The organism is Rhodanobacter sp. Soil772 (genome assembly GCF_001428385.1).
Classification (GTDB): domain Bacteria; phylum Pseudomonadota; class Gammaproteobacteria; order Xanthomonadales; family Rhodanobacteraceae; genus Rhodanobacter.
The window spans coordinates 1,313,519-1,332,201 of record NZ_LMSK01000001.1 but is presented as its reverse complement, the minus strand read 5'-3'; the positions used below and the strand labels follow the sequence as shown (position 1 = coordinate 1,332,201).

General features: G+C 66.8%; 19 protein-coding genes and 1 tRNA gene. 16 read left to right on the top strand and 4 right to left on the bottom strand.

All coding sequences use genetic code 11. The features are described from left to right. Nucleotides 1-114 precede the first annotated feature (114 nt). From rpmI to ASG75_RS06240, 7 genes are all read left to right on the top strand, one after another. Nucleotides 115-312, top strand: a complete 198-nt coding sequence (rpmI, locus tag ASG75_RS06270; RefSeq protein WP_056386713.1) for a 50S ribosomal protein L35 — start codon at nucleotides 115-117, stop codon at nucleotides 310-312. 16 nt (nucleotides 313-328) lie between these two features. Continuing rightward, complete coding sequence (rplT, locus tag ASG75_RS06265; protein WP_056386711.1) at nucleotides 329-688, top strand: 50S ribosomal protein L20; 360 nt, start codon at nucleotides 329-331, stop codon at nucleotides 686-688. 110 nt (nucleotides 689-798) lie between these two features. Further along, the gene (gene pheS, locus ASG75_RS06260; protein ID WP_056386709.1) at nucleotides 799-1,794 is read left to right on the top strand and encodes a phenylalanine--tRNA ligase subunit alpha; all 996 of its coding nucleotides are present in this window, start codon (nucleotides 799-801) and stop codon (nucleotides 1,792-1,794) included. A 99-nt stretch (nucleotides 1,795-1,893) separates the two neighbouring features. Beyond that, entirely contained in the window at nucleotides 1,894-4,272 is a 2,379-nt protein-coding gene (gene pheT / locus ASG75_RS06255) for a phenylalanine--tRNA ligase subunit beta (RefSeq protein ID WP_056386706.1), read from the top strand. Between the two features lies 1 nt (nucleotide 4,273). Continuing rightward, nucleotides 4,274-4,573 (top strand): integration host factor subunit alpha, encoded by a 300-nt coding sequence (ihfA, locus tag ASG75_RS06250; protein WP_007804491.1) that lies wholly within the window; start codon nucleotides 4,274-4,276, stop codon nucleotides 4,571-4,573. Continuing rightward, the gene (locus ASG75_RS06245; protein WP_056386704.1) at nucleotides 4,554-4,910 is read left to right on the top strand and encodes a MerR family transcriptional regulator; all 357 of its coding nucleotides are present in this window, start codon (nucleotides 4,554-4,556) and stop codon (nucleotides 4,908-4,910) included. Before ihfA ends, ASG75_RS06245 begins: the two co-directional genes overlap by 20 nt. A 52-nt stretch (nucleotides 4,911-4,962) precedes the next feature. Continuing rightward, nucleotides 4,963-5,039: transfer RNA gene (locus ASG75_RS06240), tRNA-Pro, on the top strand. Nucleotides 5,040-5,184: 145 nt separating this feature from the next. Here ASG75_RS06240 and serA read toward each other — a convergent pair. Continuing rightward, complete coding sequence (gene serA / locus ASG75_RS06235) at nucleotides 5,185-6,417, bottom strand: phosphoglycerate dehydrogenase (RefSeq protein ID WP_056386702.1); 1,233 nt, start codon at nucleotides 6,415-6,417, stop codon at nucleotides 5,185-5,187. A gap of 122 nt (nucleotides 6,418-6,539) precedes the next feature. Between serA and ASG75_RS06230 the strand changes: the two genes are divergently transcribed. Continuing rightward, nucleotides 6,540-7,931, top strand: coding sequence for an FAD-binding oxidoreductase (locus ASG75_RS06230; protein WP_056386700.1), 1,392 nt, complete (start codon nucleotides 6,540-6,542; stop codon nucleotides 7,929-7,931). 63 nt (nucleotides 7,932-7,994) lie between these two features. Beyond that, nucleotides 7,995-8,954, top strand: a complete 960-nt coding sequence (gene pip, locus ASG75_RS06225) for a prolyl aminopeptidase (protein ID WP_056386698.1) — start codon at nucleotides 7,995-7,997, stop codon at nucleotides 8,952-8,954. Between the two features lie 25 nt (nucleotides 8,955-8,979). Here pip and upp read toward each other — a convergent pair whose 3' ends face one another. The 3 genes from upp to ASG75_RS06210 all read right to left on the bottom strand — a co-directional run bounded on the left by upp (nucleotide 8,980) and on the right by ASG75_RS06210 (nucleotide 11,881). After that, a complete protein-coding gene (upp, locus tag ASG75_RS06220) occupies nucleotides 8,980-9,624 on the bottom strand; it encodes a uracil phosphoribosyltransferase (RefSeq protein ID WP_056386696.1) in 645 nt (214 codons plus the stop codon). Nucleotides 9,625-9,714: 90 nt separating this feature from the next. Further along, nucleotides 9,715-10,071 (bottom strand): PsiF family protein, encoded by a 357-nt coding sequence (locus ASG75_RS06215; RefSeq protein WP_056386694.1) that lies wholly within the window; start codon nucleotides 10,069-10,071, stop codon nucleotides 9,715-9,717. Nucleotides 10,072-10,384: 313 nt separating this feature from the next. Next, the gene (locus tag ASG75_RS06210; protein WP_056386692.1) at nucleotides 10,385-11,881 is read right to left on the bottom strand and encodes an aminotransferase class III-fold pyridoxal phosphate-dependent enzyme; all 1,497 of its coding nucleotides are present in this window, start codon (nucleotides 11,879-11,881) and stop codon (nucleotides 10,385-10,387) included. Between the two features lie 287 nt (nucleotides 11,882-12,168). Here ASG75_RS06210 and ASG75_RS06205 point away from each other — a divergent pair, with 287 nt between their 5' ends. From ASG75_RS06205 to yajC, 7 genes are all read left to right on the top strand, one after another. Further along, complete coding sequence (locus ASG75_RS06205) at nucleotides 12,169-13,098, top strand: ABC transporter ATP-binding protein (protein ID WP_056386690.1); 930 nt, start codon at nucleotides 12,169-12,171, stop codon at nucleotides 13,096-13,098. Nucleotide 13,099: 1 nt separating this feature from the next. Continuing rightward, complete coding sequence (locus tag ASG75_RS06200; protein WP_056386689.1) at nucleotides 13,100-13,879, top strand: ABC transporter permease; 780 nt, start codon at nucleotides 13,100-13,102, stop codon at nucleotides 13,877-13,879. A gap of 44 nt (nucleotides 13,880-13,923) precedes the next feature. Next, nucleotides 13,924-15,144: a sensor histidine kinase gene (locus tag ASG75_RS06195; RefSeq protein WP_056386688.1), complete on the top strand. Its 1,221-nt coding sequence runs from the start codon at nucleotides 13,924-13,926 to the stop codon at nucleotides 15,142-15,144. Between the two features lie 55 nt (nucleotides 15,145-15,199). Further along, nucleotides 15,200-15,802, top strand: a complete 603-nt coding sequence (locus ASG75_RS06190) for a response regulator transcription factor (protein ID WP_056386687.1) — start codon at nucleotides 15,200-15,202, stop codon at nucleotides 15,800-15,802. A 50-nt stretch (nucleotides 15,803-15,852) separates the two neighbouring features. Next, nucleotides 15,853-16,884, top strand: coding sequence for a tRNA preQ1(34) S-adenosylmethionine ribosyltransferase-isomerase QueA (gene queA / locus ASG75_RS06185; RefSeq protein WP_056386685.1), 1,032 nt, complete (start codon nucleotides 15,853-15,855; stop codon nucleotides 16,882-16,884). A 60-nt stretch (nucleotides 16,885-16,944) separates the two neighbouring features. Next, nucleotides 16,945-18,072, top strand: coding sequence for a tRNA guanosine(34) transglycosylase Tgt (gene tgt / locus ASG75_RS06180; protein ID WP_056386683.1), 1,128 nt, complete (start codon nucleotides 16,945-16,947; stop codon nucleotides 18,070-18,072). Nucleotides 18,073-18,256: 184 nt separating this feature from the next. Then, nucleotides 18,257-18,589, top strand: a complete 333-nt coding sequence (gene yajC / locus ASG75_RS06175; RefSeq protein WP_056386681.1) for a preprotein translocase subunit YajC — start codon at nucleotides 18,257-18,259, stop codon at nucleotides 18,587-18,589. Nucleotides 18,590-18,683 lie beyond the last annotated feature (94 nt).

Below are 18,683 nucleotides of genomic sequence, written 5' to 3'. Positions count from 1 at the left end.
ATCGTGGCAGGACGGAAAGCGTGGCCGGATCCCTTCGGGGGTGCCGCCACCGCCAGATCAGTCAGAAACCGGGGCTGCCCGCGCAGGGCGAGCCCCCATACAAGGAGCATTCCCATGCCCAAGATCAAGACCAACCGGGCGGCTGCGAAGCGTTTTCGCAAGACCGCGTCGGGCAAGATCAAGTGCGGTCACGCCTTCCGGTCACACATCCTGACCAAGAAGTCGACCAAGCTGAAGCGCGGCTTGCGTTCCAAGAACCACCTCAAGGCGTGTGACGCCCCGGGTGTGGCCCGCATGCTGCCGTACTTGTAAGACGAGGAGATAAACCATGGCTCGTGTAAAGCGTGGCGTTACCGCCCGTCGTCGTCACAAGAAAATCATCGGCCGCGCCAAGGGCTACTACAACGCCCGCCGCAAGGTCTTCCGCGTTGCCAACCAGGCCGTCATCAAGGCCGGCCAGTACGCCTATATCGGCCGCAAGCAGCGCAAGCGCCAGTTCCGTGCGCTGTGGATCGTCCGCATCAACGCCGCCGCGCGCATGTTCGGGCTGTCCTACAGCCGCCTGATCAATGGCCTGAGCAAGGCCGGCATCACCGTCGACCGCAAGGTCCTCGCTGATATCGCCGTGCACGACATCAAGGCGTTTGAAGTGATCGCCGAGAAAGCGAAGGCCAGTCTGGCCGCTTGATCGTCGGACGCTCCTGCGTCAGCGCGATATGATGTAAAGCAAGCGGGGAGGAGGCCAACGCCTCCTCCCCGTTTTCGTTTCTGTGGGGTCCTCAAGTGGGAATCGTATCGATGGACGACCTGGACAGCCGCGCCGCGCAGGCGCTGGCCGATATCGACAAGGCCGACACGCTGGAGGCGCTCGATGCGCTGCGCGTCGGACTGCTGGGCAAGAGTGGCATCGTCACCGCCGCGCTGAAGACGCTTGGTGCGCTGGCGCCGGATGAGCGCAAGGCGCGCGGCGCCGAAGTGAACCGCGTGAAGGATCGACTCGCCGACGCGCTGGCCGCGCGCAAGCAAGTGCTGGAACAGGCCGAGCTCGATCGCCGCATCGCCTCCGAGAAACTCGACATCAGCCTGCCGGGGCGCGATGGCGAGCGCGGCGGCATCCATCCGATCACCCGTGCGCTGGAACGCATCGCGTCGATCTTCGCGCGGCTCGGCTACCAGCGCGCCGATGGTCCGGAGATCGAGGACGACTGGCACAACTTCGAGGCGCTGAACTTCCCGCCGCACCATCCGGCGCGCGCCATGCACGACACTTTCTACTTCGGCGACGGCCGCCTGCTGCGCACGCATACGTCGCCGGTGCAGATCCGCAGCATGGCCGGCCGCCAGCCGCCGATCCGCATCATCGCGCCGGGCAAGGTCTACCGCAGCGATTCGGATCAGACCCATTCGCCGATGTTCCACCAGATCGAAGGCCTGCTGGTCGACGAGACCTCCAGCTTCGCCGACCTGAAGGGCACCCTGGCCGAGTTCATCCGCGCGTTCTTCGAGCGCGATTTCGAGATGCGCTTCCGCCCAAGCTACTTCCCGTTCACCGAGCCTTCGGCCGAGGTGGACATCCGCTGGGATGCCGAAGACGGCTCCACCCGCTGGCTGGAAGTGCTGGGCTGCGGCATGGTCCATCCGAACGTGCTGAAGAACTGCGGCATCGACCCGGAGCGCTACACCGGCTTCGCCTTCGGCCTCGGTGTGGAACGCTTCGCGATGCTGCGCTACGGCGTTTCCGACCTGCGCGCGTTCTTCGAGAACGACCTGCGGTTCCTCAGGCAGTTCGCCTGAGGAGCGGGATTCGGGAATGGGGATTCGGGATTCGCAAGAGCCTCGATTCCACGCTTTCCGAATCCCGAATATTTAATCCCGAATTCCGGATTCCAAACCATGAAATTCTCCGAGAACTGGCTGCGCGAGCTGGTCGAGATCAAGGCCGACCGCGCCGAACTGGCCCATGCGCTGACCATGGCCGGGCTGGAAGTGGAAGAACTCACGCCGCTGGGCGACGACCTGGCCGGCGTGGTGGTGGCCGAGATCATCGCTGCCGAAAAGCACCCGGAAGCGGATCGGCTGCAGGTATGCAGGGTGAACGCGGGGCCGGGCGAACCGCTGCAGATCGTCTGCGGCGCACCGAACGCGCGCGTCGGTATCAAAGTGCCGCTGGCCATGGTCGGGGCGAAGCTGCCGGGTGGTGTCGCGATCAAGGCGGCGAAGCTGCGTGGCGTGGAATCGTTCGGCATGCTGTGCTCGGCGAAGGAACTGGGTATCGACGCCGACGCGTCCGGCCTGCTGGAACTGCCGCTGGATGCGCCGGTCGGCCAGTCGCTGGCCGACTACCTCGGCCTGCCCGACGCCAGCTTCGAGCTCAAGCTCACTCCGAACCGGCCCGACTGCCTCGGCCTGGTCGGCCTGGCGCACGACGTGGCCGCGTTGTTCGGCAGCACGGTGAAAGTGCCGATACAGGCGCCGGCGCCGGTCACCGGCGCCGCGCGTCGCGGCATCCGGCTGGAAGCGGGCAAGGATGCGCCGCGCTATCTCGGCCGTATCGTCGAGGGCATCGATCCGGCCGCACGCACGCCGCTGTGGCTGGCCGAACGTCTGCACCGCGCCGGCCTGCGCCCGATCAGCGCGGTGGTCGACGTCACCAACTACGTGATGCTCGAACTGGGCCAGCCGCTGCACGCGTTCGACAACGACACGCTCGAAGGCGACATCGTGGTGCGCCACGCGCGTGCCGGCGAGACGCTGAAGCTGCTCGACGGCAACGAGGCGAAGCTGGATGACGGCTTCGTGCTGATCGCTGACGAGAAGAAACCGCTCGCGGTCGCCGGCGTGATGGGCGGCTTCGACTCGCGCGTCACCGATGCCACGCACGACATCTTCCTGGAATCCGCGCACTTCGCGCCGGCCGCGATCATGGGCCGCGCGCGCAAGCTCGGCCTGCACACCGATGCCTCGCACCGCTTCGAGCGTGGCGTCGATCCGGAACTGCCGCGCCGCGCGCTGGAGCGCGCCACCGAACTGCTGCTGGCGATCGCCGGCGGCGAGGCCGGGCCGGTGCTGGTGGCGGAGAACCTGGCCGACCTGCCGCTGCCGGCGGCGGTGGCATTGCGCCGCGCGCGCCTGAAGCGCGTGCTCGGCGTGGACGTGGCGGATGCCGAAGTGGCGCGCATCTTCACCGCGCTCGGCATGCAGGTGGCAACGACAACCGACGGCTGGCAGGTCATCGCGCCGAGCAGCCGCTTCGACATCGAGCGCGAGGAAGACCTGATCGAGGAAGTTGCGCGGATCTTCGGCTACGACAACATCCCCACCGCGACGCCGGCTGGCGCGCTGACCCTGGCGATCGAACCGGAGGCACGCATCGGCGAGCTGGCGCTGCGCGAACAGCTGGCCGCGCGCGGCTACTACGAGGCGGTGAATCTGTCCTTCGTGGCGGCCGACCTGCTGGCGGACTGGGGCTTCACCGAGCGCCTGGTGGCGCTGGCCAATCCGCTGTCGGCCGATCTGGCGGTGATGCGGCCATCGCTGCTGCCGGGGTTGATCGAGGCGCTGCGCCACAACCGCGCGCGCCAGCAGGAGCGGGTGCGCCTGTTCGAGGTCGCGCGGGTGTTTGGTGAAGGCGATCCCCCGGTGGAGACGCCGAGCCTGGCCATCGTCGCCTGCGGCAATGCCCGTGCCGAGCAGTGGGGCGAGCCGGCAAGGGCGCTGGATTTCCACGACCTCAAGGGCGACCTGGATGCCTTGATCGCCTGGGGCGGCGAGCCGCAGCGCTGGTCGGTGCATGCCGATGGCCTGCCGGGCTGGCTGCACCCGGGACGTGGCGCGCGGGTGGTACGCGATGGCGCGACCGTGGGCTATCTCGGTGCGCTGCATCCGCAGTTGGCCAAGGCGCTGGACCTGGCCGCCGACGTACACGTGCTGGAGTTGGCCCTGGAGCCGCTGCTGGCGCGTCGCCTGCCGCAGGCACGGGCGGTGCCAAGGTTCCCCACGGTACGCCGTGACATCGCGGTGGACCTGCCGGAAACGGTCAGCTGGTCACAGATCGAGCAGACGGTTCGCCACACGCTGGGCGAACGGCTGAAGGAATTGCGCCTGTTCGACCGTTACAGCGGCAAGGGAGTCGAAGCGGGCCGAAAAAGTCTCGCTATGGGCTTGATTTTACAGGACGCTTCACGCACGCTTACCGACGACGACGCGGACCGTTGTGTACGAGAAGCGCTAGCTGCGTTGGAGCAATCATGCAAGGCAAAGCTGCGAGGATGAGATGGCGCTGACCAAGGCGGAAATGGCCGAGCGGCTTTTCCTCGACGTGGGCCTCAACAAGCGTGAGGCGAAGGAATTCGTGGACGCCTATTTCGAGGTGGTCCGCGGGGCACTGGAAAATGGCGAACAGGTGAAGTTGTCCGGTTTCGGCAATTTCGACCTGCGGCTGAAGAACCAGCGGCCTGGACGCAACCCGAAAACCGGCGAGGAGATTCCGATCTCCGCCCGGCGCGTGGTGACGTTCCGACCGGGACAGAAACTCAAGGTAAGAGTCGAGGGCTATGCTGGATCAAGGGAATAACACCGAACTGCCTGCCATCCCGGCCAAGCGCTACTTCACCATCGGTGAGGTCGGCGAGTTGTGCGGTGTGAAGCCCCACGTGCTGCGCTACTGGGAGCAGGAGTTTCCTGCGCTCAATCCGGTCAAGCGCCGCGGCAACCGCCGTTACTACCAGCGCCACGACGTGCTGATGATCCGCCAGATCCGCTCGCTGCTGTACGACGAGGGTTTCACCATTACCGGCGCGCGCGCACGGCTGGAAGGCCCGCAGGCACGGATGGAGGCGAGCATCTCGCACCAGATCGTGCGCCAGGTGCGGATGGAACTGGAAGAAGTGCTGACTCTGCTGCGCCGCTGAAGGCTTCCGGACGCGCCGCACAAGCTGCTAGACTTGCCAGCTTGCCGTATGTCGGGGCGTAGCGCAGCCTGGTAGCGCATCTGCCTGGGGGGCAGAGGGTCGTCGGTTCAAATCCGGCCGCCCCGACCAATTCGGCTTGGACATGAAAAAAGCGCCCCTCGGGCGCTTTTTTCATGTCGGGATTTGGCATTCGGGATTCGGGATTCGGAAGAGCTGAGTTGCGGCTTCGCTGTTGCTTTTCCGAATCCCTAATCCCTAATCCCGAATCCCCGCCTCAATACAGCACGCGGCTGCGCAAGGTTCCGGGAATCGCCGCCAGCTTGGTCTTCAGTTCGTTCGCCTGGGCTTCGTCGGCGCTGACGTCGATCACCACGTAGCCCACTTCGCCATCGGTCTGCAGGAACTGCGCGTCGATGTTGATGTTGCCGGCCGAGAACAATTCGTTGATGCGCGACAGCGTGCCTGGCACGTTGCGGTGGATGTGCAGCAGGCGGCGGCTGTGCGGGTGCTCGGGCAGGGCGACTTCGGGGAAATTCACCGCCGACAGGGTGGAGCCGTTGTCGCTGTAGCGAACCAGCTTGCTGGCCACCTCGATGCCGATGTTGTCCTGCGCCTCCAGCGTGCTGCCGCCGATGTGCGGGGTCAGGATCACGTTGTCCAGGCCGATCAGCGGCGAGACGAAGGGGTCGTCGTTGCCTTTCGGTTCGAGCGGAAACACATCGACTGCGGCGCCGGCCAGGTGGCCTGCGCGCAGCACCGCGGCCAGCGCGTCGATGTCCACCACGCTGCCGCGCGAGGCGTTGATCAGCATGGCGCCGGCGCGCATCTTCGCCAGTTGCTCGCGGCGGATCATCAACTGCGTGGCGGGGGTTTCCGGCACGTGCAGGGTGACCACGTCGGCGCGTTCCAGCAGTTCGTCCAGGCTGGACACGGCGCGTGCATTGCCCAGCGCCAGCTTGGTCTCGATGTCGTGGAAGATCACCCGCATGCCCAGGCTCTCGGCCAGCACGCCGACCTGGGTGCCGATGTGACCGTAGCCGACGATGCCGAGCACCTTGTCGCGCGTCTCGTAGCTGCCGCTGGCCGACTTGGTCCAGCCGCCACGGTGGCACAGCGCGTTCTTCTGCGGGATGCCGCGCAGCAGCATGATCGCCTCGGCGATCACCAGCTCGGCCACGCTGCGGGTGTTGGAATAAGGCGCGTTGAACACCGGCACGCCGAGCTTGCGCGCCGCGCCCAGGTCCACCTGGTTGGTGCCGATGCAGAAGCAGCCCACCGCGATCAGCCGCTTGGCCTGTGCCAGCACCTCGGCGGTGAGCTGGGTACGCGAGCGGATGCCGACGATGTGCGCGTCGCTGATGCGCCGCTTGAGCTCATCCTCCGGCAACGATTTCGCATGCAACTCGACCTGGCTGTAGCCGGCGCGGCGGAAGTTCTCGACCGCACTGGCACTGACGCCCTCCAGCAGCAATACCTTGATGTCCTGGCGGGGGTAGGAGGTCTGCATGCGTCGGTCCTGGCTGGGGTGGAGCGCCTACTATGCCAGAGCCGGCGACAGATTGCGGCACTGCAACACTGGACGCGGCACGACGCGGCTGGCAGGCTGTGGGGATGATCCCGGAGCCCCGCATGTCCGATCCCCGTCTCGCCGATTTGTCCCGCCGTTTGCCCGAGCTGCGCCTGCTCACCGCGCCTGCCGATCTGGAGCATTACGGCCGCGACTGGACCCGCCGCTGGGTCCCGGCGCCGCTGGCGATCGCGCTGCCGACCAGTGCGGACGAGGTGCAGGCCATCGTGCGCTGGGCGAACGAACAGCGCGTGGCGATCGTGCCGTCCGGCGGCCGCACCGGTCTGTCCGGCGGCGCCGTGGCGGCCAATGGCGAGCTGGTGCTGAGCCTGGAGCGGATGAACCGGGTGCTGGATTTCAATGCGGTCGACCGCACGCTCACCGTGCAACCCGGGATGATCCTGCAACACGTGCATGAAGCCGCACGCCAGCACGGTCTGGTCTATCCGGTCGATTTCGCCGCGCGCGGCTCCTGCTCGATCGGCGGCAACATCGCCACCAATGCCGGCGGCATCCGGGTGATCCGCTACGGCAACACGCGCGAATGGATCGCCGGGCTGAAGGTGGTCACCGGCAACGGCGAGCTGCTCGAACTCAACCGCGGCCTGATCAAGAACTCCAGCGGCTACGACTTCCGCCAGTTGCTGATCGGCTCGGAGGGGACGCTGGGCATCGTGGTCGAAGCCACGCTGAGGCTGACCGATCCGCCGTCGCCGTCGCAGGTGATGCTGCTGGCGCTGCCGGACATGGATGCGCTGATGCAGGTGTTCGCACTGTTTCGCGCGCGGCTGGCGTTGCAGGCGTTCGAGTTCTTCACCGATCATGCCTTGCGGCACGTGCTGGCGCACGGCGCGCAGCGCGCTATCGATGGCGACTACCCGTACTACGTGGTGACCGAGTTCGACGCGGCCGACGAGCGGCAGCAGGAGGCGGCGCTGGCCGCGTTCGAGCAGGGTATGGCGGAAGGCTGGATCGGCGATGGCGTGATCGCGCAGAGCGAGGCGCAGGCCGCCGCGTTGTGGCGGCTGCGCGAAGGCATCACCGAAAGCCTGGCGCCGCGGCGGCCGTACAAGAACGACGTGTCGGTGCGGGTCAGCGCGGTGCCGGCGTTTCTGCACGAGATGCAGGCGCTGCTGGCGCGCGAGTATCCACAGGCCGAAGTGGTCTGGTTCGGGCATATCGGCGACGGCAACCTGCACATCAACGTGCTGCGCCCGGATGGTCTGGCCGAGGACGCGTTCATCGCCCAGTGCGAACACGTCACCAAACTGCTGGCCGCGACTCTGCAGCATCACGGCGGCAGCATTTCGGCCGAGCACGGCATCGGCCTGGTCAAGCGGGCATACCTGGAAAGCACCCGCAGCGCGGCGGAAATCGCGCTGATGCACGGCGTGCGCAAGGTGTTCGATCCCAACGGCATCCTCAATCCCGGCAAGCTGTTCGTGGCTGATTGAGAGCCCGCAAAGCCGCGCCCGTGCTAGGCTTGGCGGCTTGTCTGTTGGTTCGAAGGAGCCGTCATGCCGTCGTCGCCGCTGCGTTCGCTGTATCCCGAAATCGAGCCGTTCGACAGCGGGTTCCTGCCGGTGTCCCCGCTGCACACGCTGTACTACGAGCAGAGCGGCAACCCGAACGGCAAGCCGGTGGTGTTCCTGCATGGCGGCCCGGGTGGCGGCACCAATGCGAAGTGCCGGCGCTTCTTCGATCCGGCGGTCTACCGCATCGTGCTGTTCGACCAGCGCGGCTGCGGCAAGTCCACGCCGCACGCGGAATTGACCGACAACACCACCTGGGATCTGGTCGCCGACATCGAGCGCGTACGCGAGCACCTGGGCGTCGACCGCTGGCAGGTGTTCGGCGGTTCGTGGGGTTCCACGCTGGCGCTGGCGTACGCGCAGACGCACCCGGACAAGGTCAGCGAACTGGTGTTGCGCGGCATCTTCATGCTGCGCCGCTGGGAACTGGAGTGGTTCTACCAGAAGGGCTGCGACGCGCTGTATCCGGATGCGTGGGAGACCTATCTCAACGCGATCCCCGAAGTCGAGCGCGGCGACCTGATGAGCGCCTACCACCGCCGCCTGACCAGCACCGATGCGAAGACGCGTACCGACGCGGCGCGCGCCTGGTCGGTGTGGGAAGGCGCCACCAGTTTCCTGTGGCAGGACAAGTCGCACATCGAATCCAGCGCCGAGGACGAGTTCGCGCTGGCGTTCGCGCGCATCGAGTGCCACTACTTCGTCAACGGCGGCTTCTTCGAACACGACGACCAGTTGCTGCGCAACGTCGGGCGCATCCGCAACATCCCGGCGGTGATCGTGCAGGGCCGCTACGACGTGGTTTGCCCGCTGCGCAGCGCGTGGGACCTGCATCGCGCCTGGCCCGAGGCCGACCTGCACATCGTGCAGGACGCCGGCCATTCCGCGTTCGAGCCGGGCATCGTGCACGAGCTGGTGGAGGCGACCGACCGCTTCGGCCGCTGAACCTCCGGCGGCTGCCGGAATCGCTTCAGTCGCTCGCCGGCAGCTGCTTGGTGCCGAAGATCTTGTCGCCGGCGTCGCCGAGGCCGGGCAGGATGTAGCCGCGTTCGTTCAGGCGTTCGTCGATCGCGGCGGTGTAGATCTCGATGTCGGGGTGGACCGCCTCGACGCGCTCGAGGCCTTCCGGCGCGGCAACGAGAAACAGGCCCTTGATGCGCTTGCAGCCGGCCGCCTTGAGCATGTCGACGGTGGCGATCAGGGTGCCGGCAGTGGCCAGCATCGGGTCGACGATCAGCGCGATGCGTTCGTCCATGCGGCCGCTGAGTTTCTCGTAGTAGGTCGTCGGCTTCAGCGTGTGCTCGTCGCGCTGCAGGCCGACCACGCTGACCTTGGCAGCGGGGATCAGGTCCAGCACGCCGGGCAGCATGCCCAGGCCGGCACGCAGGATCGGCACGATGGTGATCTTCTTGCCCTTGATCCGCTGCACCTGCAGCGGACCGGCCCAGCCCTGGATCTGTTCCTCGACGGTCTCCAGGTCCTTGGTGGCCTCGTAGGTGAGCAGGGCGGCGACCTCGGAGGCCAGCTCGCGGAACTCCTTGGTGCTGATGCCGGCGCGGCGCATCAGGCCGAGCTTGTGCTGGATCAGCGGGTGGCGCACTTCGACGATCTTCATGGGTGACTGTCTTCAGGGGCGGCGCAGGGCGCGCGAGAAGCGGCTTCACCCGCGCACGCACAGGCGTGCGTGCGCGGGCTGGCTGGTGGATCAGGCGGCGGCGTGGCCTTTCAGGCATTCGCTCATGAAGGCCTTGCGCTCGGCACCCTTGAGCGCCTTGGTCTTGGCGTCGGCATTGCAGGTTGCCATCTTGCCCTGCTGGGTGGGCTTGGCCGCTGGCGCGGCTGCGGTGCTTGCACCTTTCAGGCAGGAGCTCATGAAGGTCTTGCGCTCGGCGCCTTTCTTGCCGGTCGCCTGCTTGTTGCAGTCGATCATGCGCTGCTGCTGGGCGGTATGCGGCTTGGCAGCCGGTGCGGTGGCGGGGGTGGCGGCCGGGCTGGCCGCGAAGGCGGCGCCGGCAAAGGCGAAGGCAGCGCTGACGGCGAGCAGACGTAATGACAGTGACATTGTGAGTCCTCCCTGGGTGACCGGCAGCTGCCGGCCGGATCAGTCTATGCAGGGGGCAACCCTCACGGGAGTCGGCAAGATCTTACGTGCATGAAGTATTCAGCTGCGGCGACGTGTCGTGCATCGCCGCGGCCGGTGTGGGCCAGGAGCGTGGGCGGTAGAAGCCGTTCGGGCTGCAAAGCCCTCTGCACGGTCCATTTTTCCGTCGCTTCTTGGCCCATAGAACCACTATGGGCCGGCAAATCGCCGAAAAACTGTCCTCGCGCAGAGGACTTTTCGCCGCGAACGTTTCTACCGCCCACGCTCCCGCCGCTCAGGCGGCCTCGGCCTTGGCTTTGCGCGGGCCTTCGAGCAGCGCCTTGCGCACGTGGGCGATGATCAGGTCGACCTCGGCGCTGGTGACGTTGAAGTGCGGGGTGAAGCGCAGCGAGTTGGCGCCGCCATGGATCACGCCGACGCCATGCTCGCGCATGTATTCCTCGGTGGAGTCGGCGCCGTAGCACTTGTACTCAGCGGCCAGTTCGCAGGAGAACAGCAGGCCGGTGCCCTGCACCTTGGTGATCAGGCCGCCCAGTTCGTTCTTCAGCGTGTTGAGCTTGTCGACGAATTCCTTGCCGCGCTCGCGGATGTTGTTGCGCACCTCGTCGCTGAGTTCGCCCAGCGTGGCCAGGGCCACGTCCAGCGCGCGCGGGTTGGCGGTCATGGTGTTGCCGTAGATGCCTTTGCGGTACAGCCCGGCGGCGCGTTCGCTGACGGCCAGCACCGACAGCGGATACTGGCCGGCGTTGAGCGCCTTGGAGAAGGTTTCCATGTCCGGCGGCGGCAGTTGCTCGAAGCCGGGGTAGTCGACGAACGACAGTACGCCGTGTGCGCGCAGGCCGGCCTGGATCGAGTCGACCAGCAGCAGGGTGCCGTGCGATTCGGTGAGCGCGCGCGCGGCCTTGTAGAACTCCGGCGTCACCGCGCGGCCCGGGTCGCCTTCGCCCATCACCGGCTCCAGGAACATCGCCTCGATGAACCAGCCGTGCTTGTCGGCGTCGGCGAACGCCGCCTCCAGCTGCGCCACGTCGTACGGCGCCACGGTGATCAGGGTGTCCTCGTGGCGATAGCTGGCGAGGTTCTGCTGATAGGTCTTGCGGCTGGAATCGGAATACAGCGCCGGCGCCTCGGTGCGGCCGTGGAACGCGCCTTTCACCGCCAGACGCTTGATCGTGCGGCCGGCGTAGCGGGCGCCGGCATCGGTCATCGCCTTGGCGTTGACGTCGGCGATGCGGCAGGCCAGCGAGACCGACTCGGAACCGGAGTTCAGGCACAGGTAGCGCGCGTACGGGCTGCCGCCGCGGCGGCGGCCCAGTTCCTTGTCCAGCGCCGCGGTGAAGCGCAACTGCGACACGCTGGGCGACATCACGTTCGCCATCACCTGCGGGCGCGCCAGCGCGGCCAGGATCGCCGGGTCGTTGTGGCCGAAGCCGAGCATGCCGTAGCCGCCGTTGTCATGCACCACGGCACCCTTCAGGGTGACGACCCACGGGCCGCGAGCGGCGGCCGGCAGGTACGGGTTGATCGCGTCGTCCGGGTAGAAATTGACGAAGCCGGCCTGCACCCGGGTGAGCTGTTCGGCTTCGTCCAGTTTCAGGAAGTCGCCCAGTTCGGCGCGCAATTCATGGTGGCGTGCCACCGCTTCGGTGATCGCCTGACCCAGCAGGGGATCGTTCGCCGCCATCCGCTCGATGCTGGCGTCGTCCAGGCCGGTGGTCCGCGGCTTGCCGCCGAATTCGCGCAGTTCGCGCAGCTGGTTGATCACACCCATGATGAATCCTCCGTAGCTCCGCCGGTCGGCATGCCGTGCCTGTGCGGAATTGGTGAATGCGTGGCGGGAAGCGCGAAAGCCGGCGCTTCCTCAATGTTTTCAGGCGTTTCACGCCGCTGGACGGGCGCTTCCGGTGCGCCTTTATCCCTCACAGGATACCTTGCGGCGGCGATGGCCGTAACCCCGTGCCGGGGCCATGGGTGACGGCTGTCACTCCGGATGGCTGACGCCGGCGACTGCCGGCCGCGGCTGGCCACGCGCACGATGCACGGCACCGGAGGATTCCCATGCCGCATTCCCACGATCTCATTGCCAGCCTCGATGGCGCCATCAAGCGCTACGGCCGGCTCACCGCGCTGGATGGCGCCGACCTGCAACTGCACCGCGGCGAACTGCTGGCGCTGCTCGGCCCCAACGGCGCCGGCAAGACCACCGCGATCGGCCTGCTGCTCGGTCTGATCCGGGCCGAGGCCGGCACGGTCGAATTGTTCGGCCAGGACCCGCAGCGGATCGAGGCGCGCCGCCGCATCGGCGTGATGCTGCAGAGCGCCGAGCTGCCGCCCACGCTGCGGGTCGGTGAACTGCTGCGGCTGACCGCCAGTTATTACCCGGCGCCACGGGCTCTGGCTGAAAGCGCCGAACTGGCTGGTGTCACCGATCTGCTCAAGCGGCCCTACGCGAAACTTTCCGGCGGCCAGCAGCGGCGCGTGCAGTTCGCGTTGGCGCTGTGCGGCCGGCCCGAGCTGCTGTTCCTGGACGAACCCACTGTGGGCATGGACATCGAGGCGCGGCGGAAGCTGTGGGCGGCGATTCGCCAGTTGATTGCCGAGGGCTGCTCGGTGCTGCTGACCACGCATTACCTGGAAGAGGCCGAGGCGCTGGCCGATCGCGTCTGCGTGATGTCGCATGGCCGGATGGTCCATGAAGGCACGGTCGACGAGCTGCGCGCGCGGGTGGCGCTGAAGCGCATCCGCTGCCGCAGCAGCTTGCCGCTCGACACGGTGCGCGGTTGGCCCGAAATCAATGAGGCACGCTTGGAAAACGAACGGCTGCACATCACCGCGGCCGAAGCCGAAGTCGTGGTGCGTCACCTGCTCGCTGCCGACCCGTACCTGCGCGAACTGGAGGTGCACCGCGCCGGCCTGGCCGAGGCCTTCACCGAACTCACCCGCGACGCCGACGAGGTTGCGGATACCGATCAGCGCGAGGCTGCCTGAAATGAATACCGTCATGCTTTCCGCCGCACCCGCGATGCCGCGTGGCCGCCTCATCGGCGCTTATCTTGAGGAGGCGCGCAGCGAATGCCTGCGCTACATGCGCGCCCCCGGCTTCATGCTGCCGATCATGCTGTTCCCGGCGATGTTCTACCTGCTGTTCGGCGTGCTGATGGCGAAGTCCAATGGTGCCGAGGCGGCGCGTTACCTGCTGGCCAGCTACGGCGTGTTCGGCGTGATGAGCCCGGGCCTGTTCGGCTTCGGCGTGTCGCTGGCGCTGGAGCGCGACGGCGGGTTGCTGACATTTAAGCGCGCGCTGCCGATGCCGCCCGGTGCCTACCTGCTGGGCAAGATGCTGATGGCGATGGCCGCCGCTGGCGTGGTGATCCTGTTGCTGCTGACGATGGCGCTGACCCTGGGCCACGTGAGCTTGAGCCTGAGCCAGGCCGCCGCCTTGCTGCTCACCGGCATGCTCGGCGTATTGCCGTTCTGCGCACTGGGCATGTTCGTCGGCACCCTGATCAAGGGCCAGGGCGCACCCGGCATGCTGCAGCTGATCTATCTGCCGATGTCGTTCCTGTCCGGCCTGTGGTTTCCGCTGCCGATGCTGCCGAAGTTCCTGCAGCAGATCGCGCCGGTGTGGCCGAGTTATCACCTGGACATGCTGGCGCTGGCGGCGGTGGGCATGAACAAGGGGCCACTGCTGGGCCATGTGCTGGTGCTGATCGGCTTTGCCGCGGTATTTCTTCTGATGGCGGCGCGGCGCTTGCGCAGGCACGGTTGAAGTAGCATGTCCTGCAGACCGAACCTTCAGCGGCAAACCACGCCATGACTCCCGCTTTCATTGCCCGATGGTTTGTGCCGGCCCCCGATTCCGCGGTGGCCGACGACCTGCGCCGCGGCAAGTCGCCATGGGCCGACAGCGTGCACTTGCTGTGGTCGTTGTGGATCTTCATCACGCCGCTGTTCGACAACGGCCTGCGCGGCTACACCCTGACCTGGCTGCTGTGCACGCTGGGCTCGTATCCGGTATTCCTGCTGCTGTTCGCCAAGCTGCGGTTGGCTCCGCGGCGGAGCGCGCATCTTTATGCGTGGGGCATGGCGGCGCTGTGTTTCGGCCTGATGCGCTGGTATCCCAGTGGCCTCAGCTATTTCGTGTATGCCTGCGTGATGCTGAGCCATGGCGACATACGGCACTTCCGCAGCTATGTGATCCAGATATTGCTGCTCAACGTCGTCTACGTGGCGCTGGCCTGGTGGATCGGCTACCCGCAGTCGTTGCTGGTGATCATGCCGGTCACGGTGTTCGTCATCTGCACCATCGTCACGGTCGAGCAGATTCACCATGAAAAGGACGCGGCCCTCAGCCTCTCGCACGACGAGGTGCGCCGGCTCGCCGCCACGGCGGAGCGCGAACGGATCGGACGCGATCTGCACGACTTGCTCGGCCACACCTTGTCGCTGATCACGCTGAAGCTGGAGTTGTCGCGCAAGCTGTTCGACCGCGATGTCGCCGCGGCCAAACGTGAAGTGGAGGAGGCCGAGAAGGTCGCGCGCCACGCGTTGGCCGAGGTGCGCAGCGCGGTCACCGGCATCCGCGCCACCGATCTGGCCGCCGAACTGGCGGCGGCGCGCCTGCTGCTGGAATCCTCCCACGTGCATCTGGAGTACGGCTCGCCGCCGCTCGACATGCCCGGCGAGATCGAGCGCGGCCTGTCGCTGGTGCTGCGCGAGGCGGTCACCAATGTCGCCCGTCATGCCGATGCCAGCCGCGTGCGGATCGAGCTGGTGCGGGAGCAAGCCGCCGTCTGCATGCAGATCAGCGACAACGGCCGCGGCGGCATCGCCGGCGACGGCAACGGCATGAGCGGCATGCGCGAGCGCGTGCGAGCCATGGGCGGCAGCCTGAGCGTCGAGTCGCCGCGGGGAAACGGCACGCGTTTGCGGGTGGTCGTGCCGGTGCCGGTGCTGCGCCTGGTGGAGACCCCGCGGCATCCGCAGGCAGCCGCATCGTCGGCACAGGCCACACCCGGATATCCTGCGGCTTGATCGGCGCGGCGCTGTCCTCCGGCCCGCCTTCCTTTTTCGACGAGCAGGTGATGGCATGATTCGCGTATTGCTGGCCGAAGACCAGGCGATGGTGCGGGGCGCACTCTCGGCCCTGCTCAAGCTTGAATCCGACATCGAGGTGCTCGGTTCGTCCGCGGACGGCGAAGCGGCGTGGCGGGATATTCAAAGGCTCCAGCCCGACGTGCTGGTCACCGACATCGAGATGCCCGGCCTGACCGGCCTGGAGCTGGCGCAGCGCATCCAGCGCCAGGAACTGCCGATCAAGGTGGTCATCGTCACCACCTTCGCGCGCCCCGGGTTCCTGCGCCGCGCGCTGGATGCCGGCGTGTCCGGCTACCTGCTGAAGGACGCCCCCGCCGAGAACCTCGCCGAAGCATTGCGCGCGGTGCATCGCGGCGGCCGCGCGATCGATCCACAGCTGGCGCTGGAGGCGTGGTCCGAAGCCGATCCGCTAAACGACCGCGAGCGCCAGGTGTTGCGTCTGGCTGGCGAAGGACAGTCTGCCGGTGACATCGCCGCGCAACTGAACCTGTCGCACGGCACCGTGCGCAATTATCTTTCCGAGGCGATCGGCAAGCTCGGCGTCGCCAATCGCATCGAGGCGTATCGGTTGGCGCGACAGAAAGGCTGGCTGTAGGCCGCCGCTGCAGGATAATGGTCCGCTTACGTGCGCTGGCCGAATCCCCCTTGAAGAAATCCGATTTCGATTTTGAACTGCCGCCCGAGCTGATCGCGCAGGCCCCGCTGCCCGAGCGTTCGGCCAGCCGCATGCTGCTGCTCGACGTGGCGGCGCAGTCGCGCCAGGACCGCATGTTCCGCGAGCTGCCCGACTTCCTGCGTCCCGGCGACCTGCTGGTGTTCAACGACACCCGTGTGCTGCCGGCGCGGCTGTACGGGCGCAAGGACACCGGCGGCGCGGTGGAGATCCTGATCGAGCGGGTTACCGGCGCGCACGAGGCCACCGTGCAGCTCGGGGTCAGCAAGAAGCCGAAGGAGGGCGGCCGGATCGAGCTGGCCGACGGCAGCCATGCAGTGGTGCTGGGCCGCGACGAAGGTTTCTTCCGGCTGCGTTTCGAGGCGCCGGAGCCGCTGGAAAAACTGCTTCTGAAGCTGGGCGAAATGCCGTTGCCGCCGTATATCGAGCGGCACGCCGACGCCAGCGACATGGAGCGCTACCAGACCGTGTTCGCACGCGAACCCGGTGCGGTCGCCGCGCCCACCGCCGGCCTGCACTTCGACGAGGCAATCCTGGCCAAACTGCGCGAGCGCGGCGTCGAGTTCGGCTACGTCACCCTGCATGTCGGCGCCGGCACCTTCCAGCCGGTGCGCGTGGATGACCTGAAGGATCATCACATGCATACGGAGTGGCTCAACGTCGGCGCCCATCTGATCGGGCAGATCCGCCGCACCCGCGCTGCGGGAGGTCGGGTGATCGCGGTCGGCACTACCGTGGTGCGTGCGCTGGAAAGCGCGAGCAAGGACGGCGAGCTGCATCCGTTCGCCGGCGAGACGCAGATCTTCATCTTCCCCGGCTACCGTTTCACCAGCGTCGACGGCCTGCTCACCAACTTCCACCTGCCGCAGTCGACCCTGCTGATGCTGGTGTCCGCGCTGGCCGGGCGCGAATACATGCTTGACGCGTACCGGCATGCGGTCGAGCAGCGTTACCGGTTCTTCTCGTATGGCGACGCGATGCTGATCCTGCCCAAAGGCCTTTGATCCCCCCGCGGGCTCCTACGGGTGGTGGGCGGAGTTTGGCAAACCCGCGATAATAGCTGGATGACTTCCCTTCAGTTCGATCTGCACGCCACCGACGGCGCCGCCCGCCGTGGCCGCCTCACGTTTGCCCGCGGCACGGTGGAGACGCCGGCGTTCATGCCGGTGGGCACCTATGGCTCGGTCAAGGCGATGACCCCGCGCGACGTCGTCGACGTCGGCGCCGAGATCATCCTGGGCAATACGTTCCACCTGTTCCTGCGGCCGGGGCTGGAGATCGTCGAGCAGTTCGGCGGACTGCACAAGTTCATCGGCTGGGACAAACCCATTCTCACCGACTCGGGCGGCTTCCAGGTGTTCTCACTGGCGCACAAGCGCAAGATCACCGAGGAAGGCGTGACCTTCGCCTCGCCGGTGGACGGCTCGAAGGTGTTCCTGTCGCCGGAAGTGTCGATGCGGATCCAGAAGACGCTGGATTCGGACATCGCGATGATCTTCGACGAGTGCACGCCGTATCCGGCCACCGAGAAGGTGGCGTCGGACTCGATGGAACTGTCGCTGCGCTGGGCCGGGCGCTCGCGTCAGGCCTTTGACGATCTGAAGAATCCCAATGCGCTGTTCGGTATCGTGCAGGGCAGCGTGTACGAGAACCTGCGCCGGCGTTCGGCAGCGGGTCTGGTGGACATCGGTTTCGACGGCTATGCGGTGGGCGGCCTCGCCGTCGGCGAGCCGGAGGCCGAGCGCAACCACACGCTGGACTTCACCGTGTCGCTGCTGCCGGCTGACAAGCCGCGCTACCTGATGGGCGTGGGCCGGCCGGAGGACATCGTCGAGGCGGTGCGTCGCGGCGTCGACATGTTCGACTGCGTGATGCCCACCCGCAACGCGCGCAACGGCTTCCTGTTCACCGCTGCGGGTACGCTGCGCATCCGCAACGCGAAGTACGCCGCCGATACCGGCGTGATCGAAGAAGGTTGCGACTGCTACGCCTGCAGCCACGGTTTCAGCCGGGCCTACCTGCGCCACCTCGACCGCTGCAACGAAATCCTCGGCAGCCAGCTCGCCACCATGCACAACCTGCGCTACTACCAGCGCCTGATGACCGGCCTGCGCGAGGCGATCGCCCGCCGCACGCTGGAGGCGTTCGTGGCGGAGTTCTACGCCCGCCGCCAGGGCGCCTTGATTTCGTAGGGGCCGGGCCCGCCGGGGGTGGCCTTGCAACGGGCGTTGCCCGCCCTCAGTAGTGATCGGCCGGCCGGCTGCGATGGAACTGATGGCGCCGTGCACGGCCCGGAGGTGCATGGCATAATCGGGAATCTTTTATCAGGCGTCCGGCCGAAATCCTCGGTGGCGTCATAACTTGCGAGACAAATCCATGAGTTTTCCGATCTCTCCCGTGATCGCCCAGGCCGCTGCTCCGCAGCCCGCCGGTGGCGGCATGTCCATGATCATCATGATGGTGGTGCTGTTCGGCCTGATGTATTTCATGATGATCCGCCCGCAGATGAAGCGGCAGAAGGAGCATCGCGCGCTGATCGCCGGCCTGGCCAAGGGCGACGAGGTGGTCACCAACGGCGGCATCGCCGGGCGCGTGGAAGAAGTGGGCGAGACGTTCATCACGGTCGAGATCGCGGCCAACGTGAAGGTCAAGGTGCAGAAGGGTTCTGTCCAGCAGGTATTGCCCAAGGGTTCGCTGAAATCCGTCTGAGGACGGGTGTGAGGCGCCGCCCGGCAGCTTGCGGCGGTGCCCTCCCACGCGGCCATTTCCCGATTGTTGCTACCGCCGCGGCCTGCTGCCGCGA

Coding starts and splice junctions, on each gene's coding strand:
- upp (WP_056386696.1), bottom strand. CDS start 9,624: ATGAAGATCGTCGAAGTGCGCCACCCGCTGATCCAGCACAAGCTCGGC.
- ASG75_RS06200 (WP_056386689.1), top strand. CDS start 13,100: ATGAATACCGTCATGCTTTCCGCCGCACCCGCGATGCCGCGTGGCCGC.
- ASG75_RS06195 (WP_056386688.1), top strand. CDS start 13,924: ATGACTCCCGCTTTCATTGCCCGATGGTTTGTGCCGGCCCCCGATTCC.
- yajC (WP_056386681.1), top strand. CDS start 18,257: ATGAGTTTTCCGATCTCTCCCGTGATCGCCCAGGCCGCTGCTCCGCAG.
- ASG75_RS06245 (WP_056386704.1), top strand. CDS start 4,554: ATGCTGGATCAAGGGAATAACACCGAACTGCCTGCCATCCCGGCCAAG.
- ASG75_RS06230 (WP_056386700.1), top strand. CDS start 6,540: ATGTCCGATCCCCGTCTCGCCGATTTGTCCCGCCGTTTGCCCGAGCTG.
- pip (WP_056386698.1), top strand. CDS start 7,995: ATGCCGTCGTCGCCGCTGCGTTCGCTGTATCCCGAAATCGAGCCGTTC.
- pheS (WP_056386709.1), top strand. CDS start 799: ATGGACGACCTGGACAGCCGCGCCGCGCAGGCGCTGGCCGATATCGAC.
- rplT (WP_056386711.1), top strand. CDS start 329: ATGGCTCGTGTAAAGCGTGGCGTTACCGCCCGTCGTCGTCACAAGAAA.
- ASG75_RS06190 (WP_056386687.1), top strand. CDS start 15,200: ATGATTCGCGTATTGCTGGCCGAAGACCAGGCGATGGTGCGGGGCGCA.
- pheT (WP_056386706.1), top strand. CDS start 1,894: ATGAAATTCTCCGAGAACTGGCTGCGCGAGCTGGTCGAGATCAAGGCC.
- ASG75_RS06210 (WP_056386692.1), bottom strand. CDS start 11,881: ATGGGTGTGATCAACCAGCTGCGCGAACTGCGCGAATTCGGCGGCAAG.
- serA (WP_056386702.1), bottom strand. CDS start 6,417: ATGCAGACCTCCTACCCCCGCCAGGACATCAAGGTATTGCTGCTGGAG.
- rpmI (WP_056386713.1), top strand. CDS start 115: ATGCCCAAGATCAAGACCAACCGGGCGGCTGCGAAGCGTTTTCGCAAG.
- ASG75_RS06215 (WP_056386694.1), bottom strand. CDS start 10,071: ATGTCACTGTCATTACGTCTGCTCGCCGTCAGCGCTGCCTTCGCCTTT.
- tgt (WP_056386683.1), top strand. CDS start 16,945: ATGACTTCCCTTCAGTTCGATCTGCACGCCACCGACGGCGCCGCCCGC.
- ASG75_RS06205 (WP_056386690.1), top strand. CDS start 12,169: ATGCCGCATTCCCACGATCTCATTGCCAGCCTCGATGGCGCCATCAAG.
- ihfA (WP_007804491.1), top strand. CDS start 4,274: ATGGCGCTGACCAAGGCGGAAATGGCCGAGCGGCTTTTCCTCGACGTG.